Source organism: Photobacterium sp. SP02, from assembly GCF_038519165.1.
Taxonomy (GTDB): Bacteria; Pseudomonadota; Gammaproteobacteria; order Enterobacterales; family Vibrionaceae; genus Photobacterium; species Photobacterium halotolerans.
The window spans coordinates 13,185-29,034 of the sequence record NZ_JASJOJ010000014.1 but is presented as its reverse complement, the minus strand read 5'-3'; the positions used below and the strand labels follow the sequence as shown (position 1 = coordinate 29,034).

The window sequence follows — 15,850 nt, the reverse complement described above, 5'->3', positions numbered from 1 at the left end:
TTAGCCCAAACGCAACAGAGACGAGGACGCCTGGTCCATTTCCTCTGCGGTTTTCATTAATTTAACTTGCATTTCAAAATGACGCTGAAGATCGATCATGCTGGTCATTTCACCCACGGCATTCACGTTACTGCCTTCCAGCGCACCGCTCAGCAGCGTCACCTCTGCATCTGCATCAAAGATCTGCGCCGGCACTTTGGATTTGAACAGACCATCAACGTCTTTAAAGACTTCACTGTTATCCGGCTTGACCATTTTGATGCGATCAACCACTTCCATCGCATCGGCGGGTGCACCCTGCGGGCGAACCGACACAGTGCCGTCTTTACCAATTTCAATTTTGCTGATTGGCAGCGGAATAAAAATCGGACCGCCATTTTCACCAACCATCAGGCTGCCATTGCTGTTTTGCAGCAAGCCTGTCTGATCGATTTTCAGATGACCGGCACGGGTATAGGCTTCCTGGCCGCTGGCATCCAAGACCGCCAGCCAACCGTTACCTTCTACGGCAACATCCAGATCCCGGCCTGTTGTCATCACTGCCCCCTGGGCAAAGTCCTGCCCCGGTCTTTCTGTCATAGAGAACACGCGGGACGGCATACCTTCGCCAAACGCCTGCATACTCCGCGCCTGCTCTAAATCAGCACGAAAGCCAGTGGTACGAACGTTAGCCAGGTTGTTGGCATGAAGCTGCAAGCCATACATATCTTGTTTAGCGCCGCTCATTGCCAGGTACAGTGCACGATCCATTTCGAGTCTCCCAATCAGTACTGCAGCTATAGAAGCAATATACGTACCACTTTGGTAAACAGCTGAAAAACAGTCATGAAACAGCGAAAGATCAGGCAATTAGTGAGAGATGCTTGCCATAACGAAGATGGGAAATCAGTAAGGTGCCAAAGAAATGGCATCCGAAAGACGGGCGTCGGACAAACATTGCCGCCATCAGAGACTCAGGCGGCAATGTCAGACGAGATGAGATTAACGAATTTGCAGTATGGTCTGCTGGAGACTGTTGTCCACTTCCAGGGCCCGGGAGTTGGCCTGGAAATTACGCTGCGCGGTGATCAAATCCACCAGCTCCTGAGTCATGTCAATGTTTGACTGCTCCAGCGTACCGCTTTTCACCGAACCAAACGCTCCGAAGGTCGCCTCCCCCCAGACAGCGGCACCAGATTCCTGGCTGACCGCCCACTGCGTGCCGCCTTTGGAGAGCAGCCCCTGCTCGTTCGGCACGCGAACCATGCCGACACGACCGAGGGTAATATTCTCCCCGTTGCTGTAAGTGGCCACAATCGAGCCTTTGGCATCGACATCCACTTTGGCCAGATACCCTGTGGTGGCACCATTCTCACTGAACTTACGCACTTCAAACGGCGCCGCAAACTGAGTCGGAGCATCAAAGTTAAAGTTCAGCGTCTGCGCACCGTCCGCACCGTTCATGCTCAGGCCTGCCGCGGCAAACTGCTCAGAAATCATCGGATTGCCGCCATTCACCTGAGCCACAGTTCCGTCGAAATTAAAGTCAATCAATGCGCCGGTATGCCCCGCCACATTCGACGCTGCGCCGCCGTCAATATCCAATGGTTTTTCACCATCGGCATCCGTGACGGTATAAAAAGTCGCCCAGCGATTTGGCTGCGTATTGTCCTTCACATAATAACTGGTCATTTTGTAGGGCTGACCTAAGGAGTCATACATGGTGACAGAAGTGGATTTGTTATAGGTATCCGGGTCTTCAAAGTTAAACTGATTGATGTCTTTCGGATCGCCGTTGGCCGGCAGGTTGACACCAATCTCGACCTGGCTGGTGGCTTTCGGCTGACCGAATTGATCAGGCACTTTCAGTGCCTGTGGTTCATAAGAGACCACCTGATCGGTTTCCTGATCCACACCGTAGCCCAGCAAGAACTGATCTTCTGAGTTGACGATATAGTTATCTTTGTCCAGATGGAAAGCACCGTTACGGGTCAGGCTGTTATTATTCGGTTCCAGACGCTGGTCTGAGACGGCAAAAAAGCCGGTACCGGAAATACGCAGATCCATCGGGTTGTTGGTATAAATACTGGAACCTTCATGAAACTGCTGAGCCACCACAGAATTCTGGACACCGCCACCTGTGGTGGTTTTGGTGTTGGAAAAAATGGAGCTTGAATACACATCACCAAATTCGGCCCGCGACTCTTTAAAGCCGTAGGTGTTGGCGTTGGCAATGTTGTTACTTGTGGTGTTCAGATCTTTCTGGGCGGCGCCCAGTCCACTCAGTGCGACATTAAAGCCCATAGGTGACTCTCCTGAATTCTGTGTACAGCGTACTTATTGTTCACCAGCGCAGCGTATTCACTGCCGCTGGTGATTTGTTAATGCGTCCGGCGTTATGCTTTGCCGACTTCCAGCACTTCAGCCAGCTTGATCGGGGATTCAAATCCAGCCAGATTCAGCATGACATTGCCGTCACCATTGCCCAGCAGCACGCTGTTCACATTGGCGTAAGTCGACACGTCAAATTCCGAGTTCTTGCCGTCGGCCAATGCGCTGACTTTCAGCTGATACTTACCGGCTGGCAACATATTGCCGCGGTCATCTTTGCCGTCCCATGCCACACGGTGGTCGCCGGCAGGCTTGGAGCCTAAGTCAAAGCTGCGTACCAGCTCGCCTGCCGCATTCTCAACCCGGACTATCAGGTTATTGAGCGATTGCGGCAGCTTAACCATTCCCGCCACCCCACCTTCGGCAGTTTTCGAGCCGGTTGGGTTAGGAACCAGTACATCACGGCCAACCAGCGATGAGGCCTGCAGCGCCTGATTGGATGTCATGGCAGCGTTCAGACCGCCAAACTGTTCGTTCATCTTGCTGATGCCGTCTACTGTGGCAAACGACGCCATCTGGGCAATCATCTGGTCATTGCCCACAGGTTTGAACGGATCCTGCTGTGACATCTGCTTGGTCAGCAATGACAGAAAATCTTCCTGCTTAAGCTCTTGTTGTCCAGTTACTTTCTGCTCAGACTGCAGTTTTTTCTCCTGCATGCTCTTAAGCTGGTCAATATAGGACAAAGGGCTTTGACCTGTGCCTTTAATACCGGTCATGTCAGTTACTCCCTACCCTTATTTGCCCATCTGCAGTGTTCGCATCAGCATCTGCTTACTGGCATCTGCGACCTGAACATTGCTTTGATAGGAACGTGAAGCCGAGATCATGTTTGCCATCTCTTCCATCACGTTAACGTTCGGTTTATAGATATAACCTTCGGCATTAGCCAAAGGGTGTGCCGGGTTATATTCCGCCGTCAAAGGCTTCTGGCTTTCGACAATGGCTTTCACCCGTACAGGAACACTTTCTTCACGCTGGTAGCTGGCACTTTGCAGCGCCGCCTCAAACACAGGATGACGTGCTTTGTAGGTTTGCGCGGCAGAGCTGCTGACTGTGTTGGCATTCGCCATGTTACTGGCCGTGGTGTTCAGCCGTATGGATTCCGCACTCATTGCCGAACCGGTGACATTAAAAACGTTAAACAAACTCATTGATTATTCCCCTTTTAATGCCTTGCTCAGATTGCTAAATTTCGAGCCCAGAAAATCCAGCGATGCCTGATACTCCAGCGCGTTTTGCATAAACAGGTTTTGCTCCAACTGAGCATCGACCGTGTTGCCATCACCGGTATCCGGCTGATCGGGCACACGGTATTTCTGTTCACCCATGACTTTGGTGGAGGCAGCAATATGCCGCTCATTGGTACGGCTGAGGCCAACTTTTGCCTCTGATGTTGCCGCATTCAGCGCACGCTGAAAGTCCATGTCTTTTGCTTTATAACCGGGTGTATTGGCGTTAGCGATGTTACTGGCAAGGGTTTCCGCCCTTTTGCCCCTGACACCGACTGTGTACTGATGCACACCTAATGCTTTATCAAAAGAAATGGCCATCGTCTGCCTCCTGAATCACTTACTGATTTATGTGCAAAGGGCGTGCCAATATTGAAATGTATGTGATCACGCGACGAAAGGAGATGATGTCGCAAGTCTTGCGGGGCAAAGCACCACTACACGGATGCAAATAACACAGATGCAAAAAAGGGTCCACTACGGACCCCTTCGGTTCTACTGCATCAGTTCTGATACGATTGAATCATTTCAGCTTGTAGATAATACCCGGGTTACAGCGGATCATCTCAAACCTGTCAGTCAGTCCGGTCAGAGACTCAGATGCGCCCAGCAGCAGGTAGCCGCCTGGGTTCAGGCTGGCCGCCATTTGATTGAGCACTTTCGCTTTCATCTCTGGCGCAAAATAAATCAGCACATTGCGGCAGAAAATCACATCAAACTTACCGAGCAGCGCATAGCTGTCTTTCAGGTTCTGCGGACGAAAATTTACCATCTGCTTCACCTTGCTGCCAATTCGCATCCGCCCGTCACCAATCGGTTCGAAAAACGCCTGGCGGCGCTCCGGGGACAGGCCACGGCCTAACGCCAGAGCGTCATACACACCCGTCCGGCACATATCCAGCATGGTTTGCGAGATATCTGTGGCGGTCACCTGAATCCCCAGCGGCAGCATACCAGGACGGCGCTGCTGTGTTTCCAGTACTGTCATGGCAATGGAGTATGGCTCCTGGCCGGAAGAGCTTGCGGAAGACCAGATTCGTATCGGGCGCTTATTCGTGGCCAGTTCCGGCAGGATCTTGTCGGCCAGTACAGTAAACGGATAGGTATCCCTGAACCACAGGGTTTCATTCGTTGTCATGGCATCAACAGCCGCGACCCGTAATTCACGGTTACGGCCACTGATCACAATCTGCAACAGTTCAGAGAGCGATGCCAGACCAAAGCGGTTGACCAAAGGACTCAGGCGACTCCGAACCAGATACTGCTTGCTGTCGCCAAGAATGATACCGCATTGACCTTCCAAGAAACGGCAAAAATCTCGATATTCCTGGTCTTTAATTGTTATGGCTGTCATCTACTACTCTAACGTTAGTTTATTCAGGCATGGCCGCTTTAACTGCTGCGCCAAGTTCATCGGGATTAAACTTGGGAATAAACGCATTAGCACCGACTCTGTCTACCATGGCCTGATTAAATACCCCACTCAACGAGGTGTGCAGGATAACATGTAAATCTTTTAGTTTGGCATCATTTCTGATGGCCGCCGTCAGGGTATAACCGTCCATTTCAGGCATTTCGATATCAGAAATCACTAGATCAAGCTGATTATAGATACTATCTTCTGTTGCCATTTCACGGAGCTTATTGAGGGCTTCTTTGCCATCCTTCACCAGAATGCACTCGCAACCGATTGATTCAATTGCCCGTTGCACCTGTTTACGTGCCACACTGGAGTCATCAGCCACCAGCACGCGGCGAGTGACAGGATTGTCACGAATCATCTCATCGCGCAACGTCTGCGACACTTCAGTGTGTCTTGGCGAAATTTCATCCAGGATTTTTTCTACATCCAGAATTTCGACCAATTCACCATCAATTTCAGTCACTGCGGTCAGGTAGTTACCACTGCCTGCGCCTTTCGGTGGCGGGAGAATGTCTTCCCAGTTCATATTAATGATTCGCTCAACAGCAGACACCAAAAAACCCTGCACAGAGCGATTAAACTCGGAGATGATCACAAAACAATTTTCTGTGTTCTCAATCGGACGTCCGCCGGTTGCCAGACTCATGTCAATCACTGAAATGGTCTGACCACGAATATGGGCTATTCCTTTCACCAGCGGATGAAGATTCGGCATGGCTGTGAGCTTAGGGCACTGCAGTACCTCTTTGACCTTGAAGACATTAATGCCGTAGCGCTGGCGGCGGTTCAGCTTGAAGGTCAGCAACTCGAGACGGTTTTGTCCCACAAGCTGAGTGCGCTGGTTCACAGAATCCAATATCCCCGACATATAACGTGACTCCAAAGTTGTCGAAATGAATTGTTGTAAAAATAGACAATTTTGAAGGATCAACGGGTAATCCGAGTCAAAATCCCCTATCATGGAGCAATTGTAGCCCCAGAAAGCGACATAAAAAGAGCGAAAAGCGTGACAGGAAGAACACAATTTACACTCTGTTTAATCTTTATCGGCATACTGTGCGGTTTCTTAAGCATGAATGCAATTGCTGCTAGCGATAATATGCTCAGTAATGTGCGCGAGGCAGCAGCGGATCACATCAGAAGTCTGGTGGCCCAACCAGAGCGCGGGGAATTGGACATCACGGCCTCCGAGCTGGATAACCGGTTACGCATTGGTGATTGCCCGGACGCGCTTGATACTTCCGTGCCGGGTAAGCAGTCTCTGACCGGCAATGTCACCGTTCTGGTCAGCTGTCCTTCAACAAACTGGCAGGTTTACGTGCCGGTGCAGGTTTCCCTCTTGCTGCCCAGGGTCGTTGCTGCAAGGCCACTGGCCCGCGGTGCAGTCATTGCCGACTCAGACCTGCAGGTGCGCCAGGTGGAAAGCCGCTATCAGAGAGGCATAGTGTTCGAATACCCGGAACAAATCATTGGCTCGACAGTAAAACGTAATATCAACATGGGTGAGGCTGTGCTGGGCAATGATATCTGCCTGGTTTGCCGTAACGATTCCGTGCTGATCAGAGCAGGCCAGAGCGGCCTGAACATAGTGACTAAAGGGACGGCACTGTCCGATGGCTCCCTGGGTGAAGACATACGGGTGCAAAACAACAAGTCACGCCGCATTATCAATGCGACCATTACCGCAGTCGGTGAAGTCACAGTGAAGTACTGAACGAAAAAAATGCTAAAGTTAGTCATAGCCTTGCCGATAGCAGGGCATCAACGATGAATATCTGTTAAAGGCAACACGATTATGGCAAGTATTGATTCCCTGCGCAGTGGTCAGCTGTTAAGCAACCTGCGCAACAGTAGCAGTACGAACAACACACAAGGCAGGACCGAGGCCAGAGAAGAGTCTGGTCACACGCCTCGGGATGCGGTCTCACTGAGCTCGCAGGCACGTGCGGTCGGGCAAATTCATCAGCAACTGGCTGCTGAACCTAGCTTTGATCGCAACAAGGTTGAGTCGATTAAAAATGCCATCAGCAATGGTTCCTACCAGGTGGATGCAGATCGACTGGCCAGTAATATGCTGCGATTTGAGGACGAATTACGCGGGCTCTGATATTATCCATAGCTTGCAGATTCAGCGCCGGAGTGCAGAAACATGTCGCCAACCATAGAACAATTACTTGCCCAGCAACATGCCACGCTTGAGGCTCTGTTACGCCTGCTAGAGCAGGAAAGGGCGTCAATTGTGAACCGTGAGGCTGGCGACATCACCCGGCATGCCAGTGACAAAAAATCACTGGTCGATAAAATTCAGCTTCAGGATCAGCAAATAGCCCGACATTCGCAGAGCAGTCAGTTGAAAGAAAACCCTGAGCTTACCCGTCAGGTGGAAGCCATCCAGGCGCTGGTTGACGAATGCCGAGGCCAAAACGAGATTAACGGTGCCGCTTTGCAGCGTGCACAGCTCAGTTTTCACAAACTCAACAATCTGTTCCAGCAGAGCCTGGGTCATCACCAGACATACAACAAAGAAGGTGTTGCACAGAATCTGCGTTCCTTAGGTACAAACCTGAAAGCCTGAACCGCCCCCGCCCATTGTTCGTCATTTATTTGACACCAATGTGTTCTGTTTCCGTCTCTATACAAAAACGTTATAAATCAAAGCCGCGCGGCTAGCATTCAAAGCCCCAATACTCTTTCTATACACATTTTCAGCCTGAATAGCATGCCGAAGCTATCCGCTTGGCATTCGGGTGTCAGAATTACGTCAGCTAATGAAACTACTCAAAAATTTCATTGGATATTGACTTGAATCACATTTACCATTGCGCGCAATATCTTATCCCTATTCACTAAGAGTCTGATTTTCATGCTGTTAACCATTTTATACATTGTCGGGATCACCGCAGAAGCGATGACCGGCGCTCTGGCTGCCGGCAAGCGCCACATGGACTGGTTTGGTGTGATGCTGGTTGCCAGTGCAACAGCCATAGGCGGCGGGACGGTTCGGGACATACTCTTGGGTCATTATCCTCTGAACTGGATTGCCAATCCGCAGTATCTGCTTATCACGTGCCTGGCGGGGTTAGCCACCACCTGGATTGCGCCTCTGGTGGTTCGCTTTCATAAAATATTCGTTGTTTTAGATGCCCTGGGTCTGATCGTATTCAGCATCTTAGGCTGCCGGGTCGCTATGAACATGGGGCAACCTGTGATCATCTGTCTGGTTGCCGCCGTAGTAACGGGGGTATTTGGTGGTTTGCTTCGGGATCTGATTTGCCGCCGCACGCCATTAGTGCTTCACAAAGAGCTGTATGCGTCAGTCGCCTTTATTGCCGCCGGACTCTACATGGCTCAGCTTCACTTTGGTGTGTCGGAGAACATCGCTATCGGGGTAACGCTGGTCACAGGATTTGTGCTGCGCCTTGCCGCAATCCGTTTCAGCTGGCAACTTCCCGTTTTTCGGATAGATGAGTCAGCAGACAAGCCGAAAGAAGAAGCAAACAGTTAACAGACAAAGACAAGGCGGCAACCTGACTGGCATAAGGTTGCCGCCTTGTCTGACGAGAGCATATTTAGAACATCACTTCCTGATTCGCAGGCACGTGATAGACCTCACCCTGCTGCTTCATTCGCTCCATTTTATTTAAATCGAGCTGCATTTCAGTCACATAGCTATCGCCTACCGGATAGCTGCGGATCACTTCTGCTCCGCGAATCACACCGTCCACCGCGCCATCGGTTTCTTCAGAATCCAGTTGCTGATCTGTCAGTCCCGTTCTGGCACTGATACGCATGCCATAGACCTGCTCGGTCAGCTCGCGGTAAGCATCCACTTTCGAAGCCCGCATCGCACGAATACGTTTTTCTTCAAGGGTTTGTCCGCGTTGCTCGCTGATTGAGGCGTAGCCAACCGCAGTGAGCAAGTTGATATCGCGAAATTCTGTTAACGGCTGGCAACCAGACAGGGTAATCAGCAAAACAGCCATCCACCAAAACCGCATAGTGACTCCTAAGGTTTTAAAATAATTGAATTGTTCTCAAATTTTGTTGCTTCTGAGCGAATCAGGACACCGTTTTCCAGACGCATTTTATTGAGTGTATCCAAATCGCGTCCGATCCGATCTTCCGGCAGGAACCCCTGAGCAGTGGCGATAACGACGCGGGAACGCATGCCAATCACACGTGCATTGATCAACACCCCGCCACCCTGGCGCAGCATAGTCCCGGTCAGTACATAGTCCACCGGTTGTTCAGCAGCCAGTTCCTTCCAGTTACGGCTCAGGGAAAAATCCCCTTCCGCTGTCACGCGTATCGCACCGGTGGCCTTGTAATCCACCACAGTGTATCCCAATTGCTGCATGTGATACATGAAGCCTTCGGACACGGCATTACCCAGCCAGTTTGTTTCATTCATCTGCTGCATATCAACAAATGAAGTCACAGCCAGCGGTGTTTTCGCTGTCAGGTACTGATTCGAATCGACCAACTGCTTGGTCAGACCTTCAATAAAAAAGTCCATGGTATGGCGAGGCGTTTCCGCCAGCAGAAAATTGCTGCCCGTATAGCTCTCTTTACCATTATAAATTGGTGAGTATGCACATGATGCTGTCAGCAGCGACAACAGCAAGATGGTCAATTTTTTCATTCTACCCTGCTCCGGAAGAAACGAGACAATGGCTTTTTATCGTCCGCTATCTCGAAAACTTTACGACTTTTCATTGCCTCGCTCCCAATTTGAAATTTTGGGAACACTCTTTGCATGCATCAGCTAGCGACTCAGGATGTTGGCACAGCAAAAAGCTGATAGGCTAATCAGCATGAATCCATAGTGATTCAACCTGAACGACACACAAAACTTAGCAATTATCGTACCGAAATCGCCCCCGAGATTGGAAAACCTATGAAAAAGACGCTCAGGAAAGCCCTTCTGGGTCTGGGAATGCTCACTGCTTTACCCCTCCAGGCCGCCTGGTTTGAAGTGACTGGCCAGGCTATCTTGCTGGAAAGTAAAACTTCGGCCCGAACCAATGCGATTGAAGACGCTGTCTACCGCGCCATGTACTATTCAGGGGCTGATTTTTCCAGCTTTGCGCAAATGAAGCCTTACTTTCAGGAAGACAGGCAGGATTATCAGTTCAATGGTACCGAAGTTCGCCACGTACAGATCAGCAAGGCGTTTACCAAGGACGGCAATTATTATGTCACTGCCAGGGTCGATATTTACCCCTCGGCAAAAAGTTGCCACAACATCCAGTACAAGAAAGGGCTGCTGATCAGTGATTTCTCACTCAGCGTTCCCCAACAAGCGGCGCTGGGGGGCATTTACCAAATCGGCAAAGATTTCACCCAGTTACTTAAGCGGCAAATTGGTAAGCAATCGCAGAGCTTTGTGGTGACAGGTACCAGTGAGATCCCTCTCCAGCCAGGTAATCCCGACGCTATGATGATGCTGGCGGAAGATTATGATGCGCAATATATTATCAGCGGACAGGTGACGGATCTGACCTCCACGCTTGATCAAAGCCTGCTATCTGATGACAAAATTAACCGGCAGTTTTCCGTAGAAACCATGGTGATCAACGGCAAAACGGGGGAAATTCTGTCCCAGCGGAAATACCGGGAAGTGGCAGAATGGCCGTTTTCCCGCATCAGCCAGGTAGATACTCAAAGCGCCCGCTTCTGGGTATCACCTTATGGTGCCGCGCTGCAACGTTTAAGCCGGAATATCATGCTGGATATGGAATCGTCTCTGGCCTGCCGGGCCAGTCTGCCTGAAGTCATTAATGCACACGGCAATCAGGTACAGATCAATGTCGGCAGAGTCCATGGCGTAAAACAGGGTGATGAATTAAAACTTTGGCATACCGCCGGGTTTATCGACCAGTACGGCATTTCCCGTAACCGGATGGTTGAAACCAAGATGACGCTGGTTGTCGACCGCGTCTATGAAACTTCCGCGGAAGGCAGTGTGCAACAAAGCGATTTGGCTGCCAGCATCCAACCTGGCGATTTACTGACCAAGCAACCGGATCGCAGATACTAATTACTTAATAATCCATCACTTTTGGGTATAATGGCCTTTCTGCATTTTCAGAAAGGCTCCCTTAGCTCAGCAGGATAGAGCGTCCCCCTCCTAAGGGGAAGGCCGCAGGTTCGACTCCTGCAGGGAGCGCCATTTCCCCGATTTCACACGCTTCAGCTATCTTCTTTGCTTCCGTCCTGTCTCATTGATGAGATAAGACACAGCTTTGCTCTGTTCAAAGTGAAATTATTCACCGCTCGGCCAGTCTATTTACATGACAAGATTCTGAGTCTTTTTAATAATTGAAAAATATGATCTTGTTCTAGTCTAATAGTGATAAAGACCAAGTGATAAAAGAAAACCAGAGAATAAGTCCATAACATTCTCTTTTCACCTATCACTTTGTGCCGCCACAAAAGGAGAGAGCTATGAAAAAGTTCGCAATGTTCGTAACAGCCGCACTGATGGCATTCAGCTTTAATGCGCTGGCTTATACATTGTCCGGAACACCAACTCAAATCCCACAAGATGCCATGCAATATTGCGCTGGCGCACAAAACTTTTGGGTTTGCGTGGATACATTTGAAAGACAAAACAAATAGCGCTCCACCCAAAGAAAAAGCGGAGGCACTGGCCTCCGCTTTTCATCTTCAGAACGTTATCTGCACTCAACCACTCAATAACAGTAGTAATTAAGCATTCGCTTCGCGCTGGGCGATGAAGTCGAGAGCCATTTGAATACGTGCAACAACGCGCTCTTTACCGATCAGATTCATTACAGCATCCACCGAGGGTGATTGCCCCTGACCCGTTACCGCGACACGCAGCGGCATGCCGACTTTGCCCATCCCCAGATCCAGCTCCTCACAGGTTTGCTGAATCAGCTGATGTAATGCGTCAGTATTCCAGCTATCCAAGGCTTGCGCTTTGGCTTTTGCCAATTCCAGTGCTTCTTTCGCCACCGGGCGTAAGTGCTTTTTAGCCGCGGCTTCATCAAATTCGGAGAAGTCCTGATAGAAGTAGCGAGACTGGGCAGCAAGCTCAACCAGGGTATCGCAACGCTCAGCCAGCAACTGAATCACGTCTGTGACAGCCGGGCCATTGCTGGTTGCAATAGCCTGATGGTCCAGGTGCCATTGCAGATGCTTAGCCACATATTCAGGTTCGCAGGTTTTGATGTAATGGTTGTTCAGCCAGCGCAGTTTGTCTGTGTTGAATGCAGATGCAGACTTGCTGATGTCGTCCAGACTGAAAAACTCAATCATTTCCTCCTGAGAGAAAATTTCCTGATCGCCATGTGACCATCCCAGTCGAACCAGGTAGTTCAGCAGCGCTTCAGGCAGATAACCGTCATCACGGTATTGCATCACGCTTACCGCACCATGACGCTTAGACAGTTTGGCACCGTCATCACCCAGGATCATGGCACAATGTGCGAACTCAGGTACCGGCGCTCCTAAGGCTTTGTAGATGTTGATCTGACGCGGGGTATTGTTGATATGGTCTTCGCCACGCACCACGTGCGTGATTTCCATATCCCAATCATCAACCACTACGCAGAAGTTATAGGTCGGGCTGCCGTCAGTACGACGGATAATCAGATCATCCATTTCACTGTTGCTGATTTCAATACGACCACGGATATGATCATCAAAAACAACGCTGCCTTCTTTCGGATTGCGAAAACGGATTACAAACGGAGAGTCTGCGGTTGCTGCCGCATTGGCTGCAATAATTCGAGGATGATTAGCATCGTAACGAGGCTTGAGGCCAGCAGCCATTTGCTCTTCACGAATTTCATCCAGCAGCTCTTTTGAGCAGTAGCACTTATACGCTTTATCTTCCGCCAGCAGTTGATCAACCAGCTGGTTATAACGGTCAAAACGCTTAGTTTGATAGTATGGACCTTCATCCCAGTTCAGGCCCAGCCACTCCATACCTTCCATGATCGCGTCAATAGCTTCCTGAGTGGAACGCTCGATATCAGTATCTTCAATACGAAGTACAAATTCGCCACCGGTGTGTTTAGCGTATAGCCAGGAATACAGTGCCGTACGGGCACCACCGACATGGAGGAAGCCTGTTGGACTTGGAGCAAAACGAGTTTTAACCGTCATGAAAAGACCTTCAATCAAAATGATTCAAACGAGAAGTGAGCAATAGCGGCATTCTACCACTGACACGCCAATCCTCAACCTGCTATTCAGGCAAGAGATGAAAACCTGGTGTAATTCATCGCTGCGAGAGTGACCAGCTTCAGATTATACAAGTTTGCCAGTTTTACTGCTTTACCCCGCTCACAGCCTCAGTAAACTGTATTTTTATAAACCACACTCAGAACTCCCTTAGCGCTTAAGGAATGTACCCAATGAAAATGAAAAATTTACTCCTGTCATCTGCGCTGTTGGCTTTAGCTTCCCCGTCAATGGCGCAGGTAAATCTAGCACTGCCGAAAGGTGTCCATCTTCTGGTTGTCAATGGCCAGGATGCGGGTTATTCCTCACTTGGCTTTAACCATCAGCCGGTTTTGGAGTTGCCTGACGGACAAAACCAGGTCGTTTTTCGCATTGGAAAAATTGTCATGGAATCGGGCAGTCTGAAGACAAAATACGACTCAGTCCCTATTGTTGCACTTTTTGAAGCCAGTGATACAACCCTGACACTGGATGTCCCACGCATTGATACCCTGGCACAAGGCCAGCAATACGATAAATCGCCAAGCTTCGACATGCTGGATCATGGCAAGCCCATCAATGTTCAGTCTGACACCCTGTCGGTTGGGTTTGATATCTCTCCCAATTATGTCGCATTGACCAGAGAGTACAACCAAACACAGAGTGTCGCTTCATTACGCAATGTGCCACAGTCACAAGCGGCAACACCCAAGACTGCACAAGCACCAAGCCACCCCGATGCAGATAACATGCTGAAATACTGGTTCGAGCAAGCCAGCCCGGAGAGCAGAAAAGCATTTCTGAGCTGGGCAATCAGCAACATGGATAAATAAGCCTGATTGGCTGAAACTGAGAAAACAATCACCACCGCCAAAGGCGGTGGTTTTGTATTAACCATAAAAAAAGCACCTTTGAAGGTGCTTTTGAAATCCTAGTCCAACGCTGACATTACCTGCCCTAACATTGCTTGCCTTAACACGGCTTATCTAAACAATGATTACTCAATCAAGCTAAGCAAAAGGACCGGCCTTGAAGGCCGGCCAAAATGAAATAAGGCAGAAGCAGTTGAGCAATTAGAAGTAGTACTCTACTCCCCATCCCCAACCGAACTCAGCGTCTGAGTCGTCTTTCGAGATCATGTATGGACGAACATAAGTCAGCGCAGAGTCATCCAGGAAGTATAGTGCTTGTGCAGATACGATGTAATCTTCAGTACCTGAAACCGAGTTTCCTTTCGCGTCAGCTTCCAGGTTAGCGGCATAGTTCGCTTTGAACTGCCAGTTCGCCACACCGTTGTACACGGCACCGACAGAATAACTGTTTTGGTCGATATCCAAATCAGTCACACTGATGTCTGAACCGTCAACAGTCAGAGTGGTATCTTCGTAATCGGCTTTTTCATTTTTGAACGCGCCGTACAGACCAAAGTCACCCAGATTCAGCTCAAAACCAACCAGGAAGGCATTGGTGTCAGACAGAGTGTCACCTTCTACATCGGAATAAGTTGGTTTGTTACCTGGCTGCTGAGCTAAGTACGCATCATAGAATACTGAAGAAGCACTCACATTACGGTCGAAACCAGCTTCATAACCCGCATGCAGCGTAAACATACCCGTTGAGTAATGTGCACCAACGCCGTAGAAGTTAGAGTCTTTGTTGCCTTCATCGCCACGACCAGCCGCTACGTTAAAAGTGAAACCACTGTAGTTGCCTGAGTCATAACGCACCATGTTAGATTGACGGTCGTAACGTGCACCGCCAACGACATCACCGCCCCAGTCAAAGATAGCGCCGGCACGCTGACCAGAATACGGCCAGTCAATCATCTCATACAGAGGCGTCAGCATACGGCCTAAACGCACTTTACCGCCGTCATCAAAGCTCACACCCACGAAAGTATCACGCACACCCAGACCGGAGTTACCGCCGTCATCACCGACGTTACCACCTTCCAGCTGCCAGATCAGGTTTGGACCGCGAGCCAGATCTTTTGAGCCGCGCAGGCCGAAACGGGATTCGTTTTCAACTTTCAGCGGTGCATCACCACCACCGATTTTATCTTCGCCGAATTGCCAGACAGAAACAGCAACCTGACCATACAGATCAACAGAATCTGTTGCTGGAGCTGCTTGTGCAGATGCAGCCATAGTTGCAGCTGCTGCAACCGCAATTCCTAATACCGAACGCTTGAACACATTTTCCATGGAAAAACTCCTAAAAAACTAGCTGTATACCTGCGTCAAAATGGTTGGCCGCCGTTGACGTCAGGTGATTCTCCCCAATATGTCAGTCAAACTTATCGTGAGTTTGCATTTCCATATTTTTGTTTGGTTGAGAACTTTATAAGTTCACAGCTAAGACTACTTTCGCAGCGCAAAACATCAATCAGAAGTTAATTTGTCGTTAAAAAAATATGATTCAGCGCAAATTTATCCAGTAACAGTGATCCCAGTCATGAAACCGTCACAACCCGATCGAAAATAAAATATAAATCAATTAAAACAAGCACTTAAAAAAACAACCATCTCATTAGTGAGAGTTTAGTTGTAGTTTTTTGCATGTTGCAGTCATAGTTTCATTTGAATGTAAGATCTTACTCTTTATGCCATTTTGGGTATAAACAGATCTATTT

General features: G+C 49.4%; 18 protein-coding genes and 1 tRNA gene. 8 read left to right on the top strand and 11 right to left on the bottom strand.

Annotated elements, in window-relative coordinates:
* From flgF to P0Y67_RS08445, 7 genes are all read right to left on the bottom strand, one after another.
* On the bottom strand, positions 1–750 hold the full coding sequence (gene flgF / locus P0Y67_RS08475) for a flagellar basal-body rod protein FlgF (protein WP_192014688.1): 750 nt from the start codon (positions 748–750) through the stop codon (positions 1–3).
* Between the two features lie 231 nt (positions 751–981).
* On the bottom strand, positions 982–2,283 hold the full coding sequence (gene flgE, locus P0Y67_RS08470; RefSeq protein WP_342391535.1) for a flagellar hook protein FlgE: 1,302 nt from the start codon (positions 2,281–2,283) through the stop codon (positions 982–984).
* Positions 2,284–2,375: 92 nt separating this feature from the next.
* Complete coding sequence (locus P0Y67_RS08465; RefSeq protein WP_161444416.1) at positions 2,376–3,089, bottom strand: flagellar hook assembly protein FlgD; 714 nt, start codon at positions 3,087–3,089, stop codon at positions 2,376–2,378.
* Between the two features lie 18 nt (positions 3,090–3,107).
* Entirely contained in the window at positions 3,108–3,524 is a 417-nt protein-coding gene (flgC, locus tag P0Y67_RS08460; RefSeq protein ID WP_120510255.1) for a flagellar basal body rod protein FlgC, read from the bottom strand.
* A gap of 3 nt (positions 3,525–3,527) precedes the next feature.
* Complete coding sequence (flgB, locus tag P0Y67_RS08455; RefSeq protein WP_027253914.1) at positions 3,528–3,923, bottom strand: flagellar basal body rod protein FlgB; 396 nt, start codon at positions 3,921–3,923, stop codon at positions 3,528–3,530.
* Between the two features lie 202 nt (positions 3,924–4,125).
* The gene (locus tag P0Y67_RS08450) at positions 4,126–4,956 is read right to left on the bottom strand and encodes a CheR family methyltransferase (protein ID WP_342391534.1); all 831 of its coding nucleotides are present in this window, start codon (positions 4,954–4,956) and stop codon (positions 4,126–4,128) included.
* Between the two features lie 19 nt (positions 4,957–4,975).
* Entirely contained in the window at positions 4,976–5,893 is a 918-nt protein-coding gene (locus tag P0Y67_RS08445; protein WP_120510253.1) for a chemotaxis protein CheV, read from the bottom strand.
* Between the two features lie 138 nt (positions 5,894–6,031).
* Here P0Y67_RS08445 and flgA point away from each other — a divergent pair, with 138 nt between their 5' ends.
* The 4 genes from flgA (at position 6,032) to P0Y67_RS08425 (ending at position 8,530) form a co-directional block, all read left to right on the top strand.
* Positions 6,032–6,739, top strand: coding sequence for a flagellar basal body P-ring formation chaperone FlgA (flgA, locus tag P0Y67_RS08440; protein ID WP_446728817.1), 708 nt, complete (start codon positions 6,032–6,034; stop codon positions 6,737–6,739).
* 81 nt (positions 6,740–6,820) lie between these two features.
* On the top strand, positions 6,821–7,132 hold the full coding sequence (flgM, locus tag P0Y67_RS08435; protein WP_120510251.1) for a flagellar biosynthesis anti-sigma factor FlgM: 312 nt from the start codon (positions 6,821–6,823) through the stop codon (positions 7,130–7,132).
* A 42-nt stretch (positions 7,133–7,174) separates the two neighbouring features.
* Positions 7,175–7,600 carry a flagella synthesis protein FlgN gene (locus P0Y67_RS08430; protein WP_342391533.1) on the top strand — a complete coding sequence of 142 codons (426 nt, stop codon included), beginning with the start codon at positions 7,175–7,177 and terminating at the stop codon, positions 7,598–7,600.
* Positions 7,601–7,888: 288 nt separating this feature from the next.
* Positions 7,889–8,530 (top strand): trimeric intracellular cation channel family protein, encoded by a 642-nt coding sequence (locus tag P0Y67_RS08425; RefSeq protein ID WP_342391532.1) that lies wholly within the window; start codon positions 7,889–7,891, stop codon positions 8,528–8,530.
* 64 nt (positions 8,531–8,594) lie between these two features.
* On the opposite strand, the gene P0Y67_RS08420 is transcribed toward P0Y67_RS08425, so the two are convergent.
* Both P0Y67_RS08420 and P0Y67_RS08415 read right to left on the bottom strand, forming a co-directional pair.
* A complete protein-coding gene (locus P0Y67_RS08420) occupies positions 8,595–9,023 on the bottom strand; it encodes an LPP20 family lipoprotein (protein ID WP_120510248.1) in 429 nt (142 codons plus the stop codon).
* Positions 9,024–9,031: 8 nt separating this feature from the next.
* Complete coding sequence (locus tag P0Y67_RS08415; protein WP_342391531.1) at positions 9,032–9,667, bottom strand: FlgO family outer membrane protein; 636 nt, start codon at positions 9,665–9,667, stop codon at positions 9,032–9,034.
* Between the two features lie 255 nt (positions 9,668–9,922).
* On the opposite strand from P0Y67_RS08415, the gene P0Y67_RS08410 reads away from it, so the two are divergent.
* From P0Y67_RS08410 to P0Y67_RS08400, 3 genes are all read left to right on the top strand, one after another.
* A complete protein-coding gene (locus P0Y67_RS08410) occupies positions 9,923–11,065 on the top strand; it encodes a flagella assembly protein FlgT (RefSeq protein ID WP_342391530.1) in 1,143 nt (380 codons plus the stop codon).
* A 55-nt stretch (positions 11,066–11,120) separates the two neighbouring features.
* A tRNA-Arg gene (locus P0Y67_RS08405) sits at positions 11,121–11,197 on the top strand.
* Positions 11,198–11,472: 275 nt separating this feature from the next.
* Positions 11,473–11,646, top strand: a complete 174-nt coding sequence (locus tag P0Y67_RS08400) for a hypothetical protein (protein WP_155804966.1) — start codon at positions 11,473–11,475, stop codon at positions 11,644–11,646.
* Between the two features lie 90 nt (positions 11,647–11,736).
* Here the strand turns inward: P0Y67_RS08400 and gltX are convergent, their stop codons facing one another.
* Complete coding sequence (gene gltX, locus P0Y67_RS08395) at positions 11,737–13,161, bottom strand: glutamate--tRNA ligase (protein WP_342391529.1); 1,425 nt, start codon at positions 13,159–13,161, stop codon at positions 11,737–11,739.
* Between the two features lie 251 nt (positions 13,162–13,412).
* Between gltX and P0Y67_RS08390 the strand changes: the two genes are divergently transcribed.
* A complete protein-coding gene (locus P0Y67_RS08390; protein WP_342391528.1) occupies positions 13,413–14,051 on the top strand; it encodes a YccT family protein in 639 nt (212 codons plus the stop codon).
* Positions 14,052–14,291: 240 nt separating this feature from the next.
* Here the strand turns inward: P0Y67_RS08390 and P0Y67_RS08385 are convergent, their stop codons facing one another.
* Positions 14,292–15,422: a porin gene (locus P0Y67_RS08385; RefSeq protein ID WP_337113053.1), complete on the bottom strand. Its 1,131-nt coding sequence runs from the start codon at positions 15,420–15,422 to the stop codon at positions 14,292–14,294.
* Positions 15,423–15,850 lie beyond the last annotated feature (428 nt).

Bases quoted from the DNA above. Each gene is read 5' to 3' on its own strand.
- flgF (WP_192014688.1), bottom strand. From the start codon at position 750: ATGGATCGTGCACTGTACCTGGCAATGAGCGGCGCTAAACAAGATATG.
- flgE (WP_342391535.1), bottom strand. From the start codon at position 2,283: ATGGGCTTTAATGTCGCACTGAGTGGACTGGGCGCCGCCCAGAAAGAT.
- P0Y67_RS08465 (WP_161444416.1), bottom strand. From the start codon at position 3,089: ATGACCGGTATTAAAGGCACAGGTCAAAGCCCTTTGTCCTATATTGAC.
- flgC (WP_120510255.1), bottom strand. From the start codon at position 3,524: ATGAGTTTGTTTAACGTTTTTAATGTCACCGGTTCGGCAATGAGTGCG.
- flgB (WP_027253914.1), bottom strand. From the start codon at position 3,923: ATGGCCATTTCTTTTGATAAAGCATTAGGTGTGCATCAGTACACAGTC.
- P0Y67_RS08450 (WP_342391534.1), bottom strand. From the start codon at position 4,956: ATGACAGCCATAACAATTAAAGACCAGGAATATCGAGATTTTTGCCGT.
- P0Y67_RS08445 (WP_120510253.1), bottom strand. From the start codon at position 5,893: ATGTCGGGGATATTGGATTCTGTGAACCAGCGCACTCAGCTTGTGGGA.
- flgM (WP_120510251.1), top strand. From the start codon at position 6,821: ATGGCAAGTATTGATTCCCTGCGCAGTGGTCAGCTGTTAAGCAACCTG.
- P0Y67_RS08430 (WP_342391533.1), top strand. From the start codon at position 7,175: ATGTCGCCAACCATAGAACAATTACTTGCCCAGCAACATGCCACGCTT.
- P0Y67_RS08425 (WP_342391532.1), top strand. From the start codon at position 7,889: ATGCTGTTAACCATTTTATACATTGTCGGGATCACCGCAGAAGCGATG.
- P0Y67_RS08420 (WP_120510248.1), bottom strand. From the start codon at position 9,023: ATGCGGTTTTGGTGGATGGCTGTTTTGCTGATTACCCTGTCTGGTTGC.
- P0Y67_RS08415 (WP_342391531.1), bottom strand. From the start codon at position 9,667: ATGAAAAAATTGACCATCTTGCTGTTGTCGCTGCTGACAGCATCATGT.
- P0Y67_RS08410 (WP_342391530.1), top strand. From the start codon at position 9,923: ATGAAAAAGACGCTCAGGAAAGCCCTTCTGGGTCTGGGAATGCTCACT.
- P0Y67_RS08400 (WP_155804966.1), top strand. From the start codon at position 11,473: ATGAAAAAGTTCGCAATGTTCGTAACAGCCGCACTGATGGCATTCAGC.
- gltX (WP_342391529.1), bottom strand. From the start codon at position 13,161: ATGACGGTTAAAACTCGTTTTGCTCCAAGTCCAACAGGCTTCCTCCAT.
- P0Y67_RS08390 (WP_342391528.1), top strand. From the start codon at position 13,413: ATGAAAATGAAAAATTTACTCCTGTCATCTGCGCTGTTGGCTTTAGCT.
- P0Y67_RS08385 (WP_337113053.1), bottom strand. From the start codon at position 15,422: ATGGAAAATGTGTTCAAGCGTTCGGTATTAGGAATTGCGGTTGCAGCA.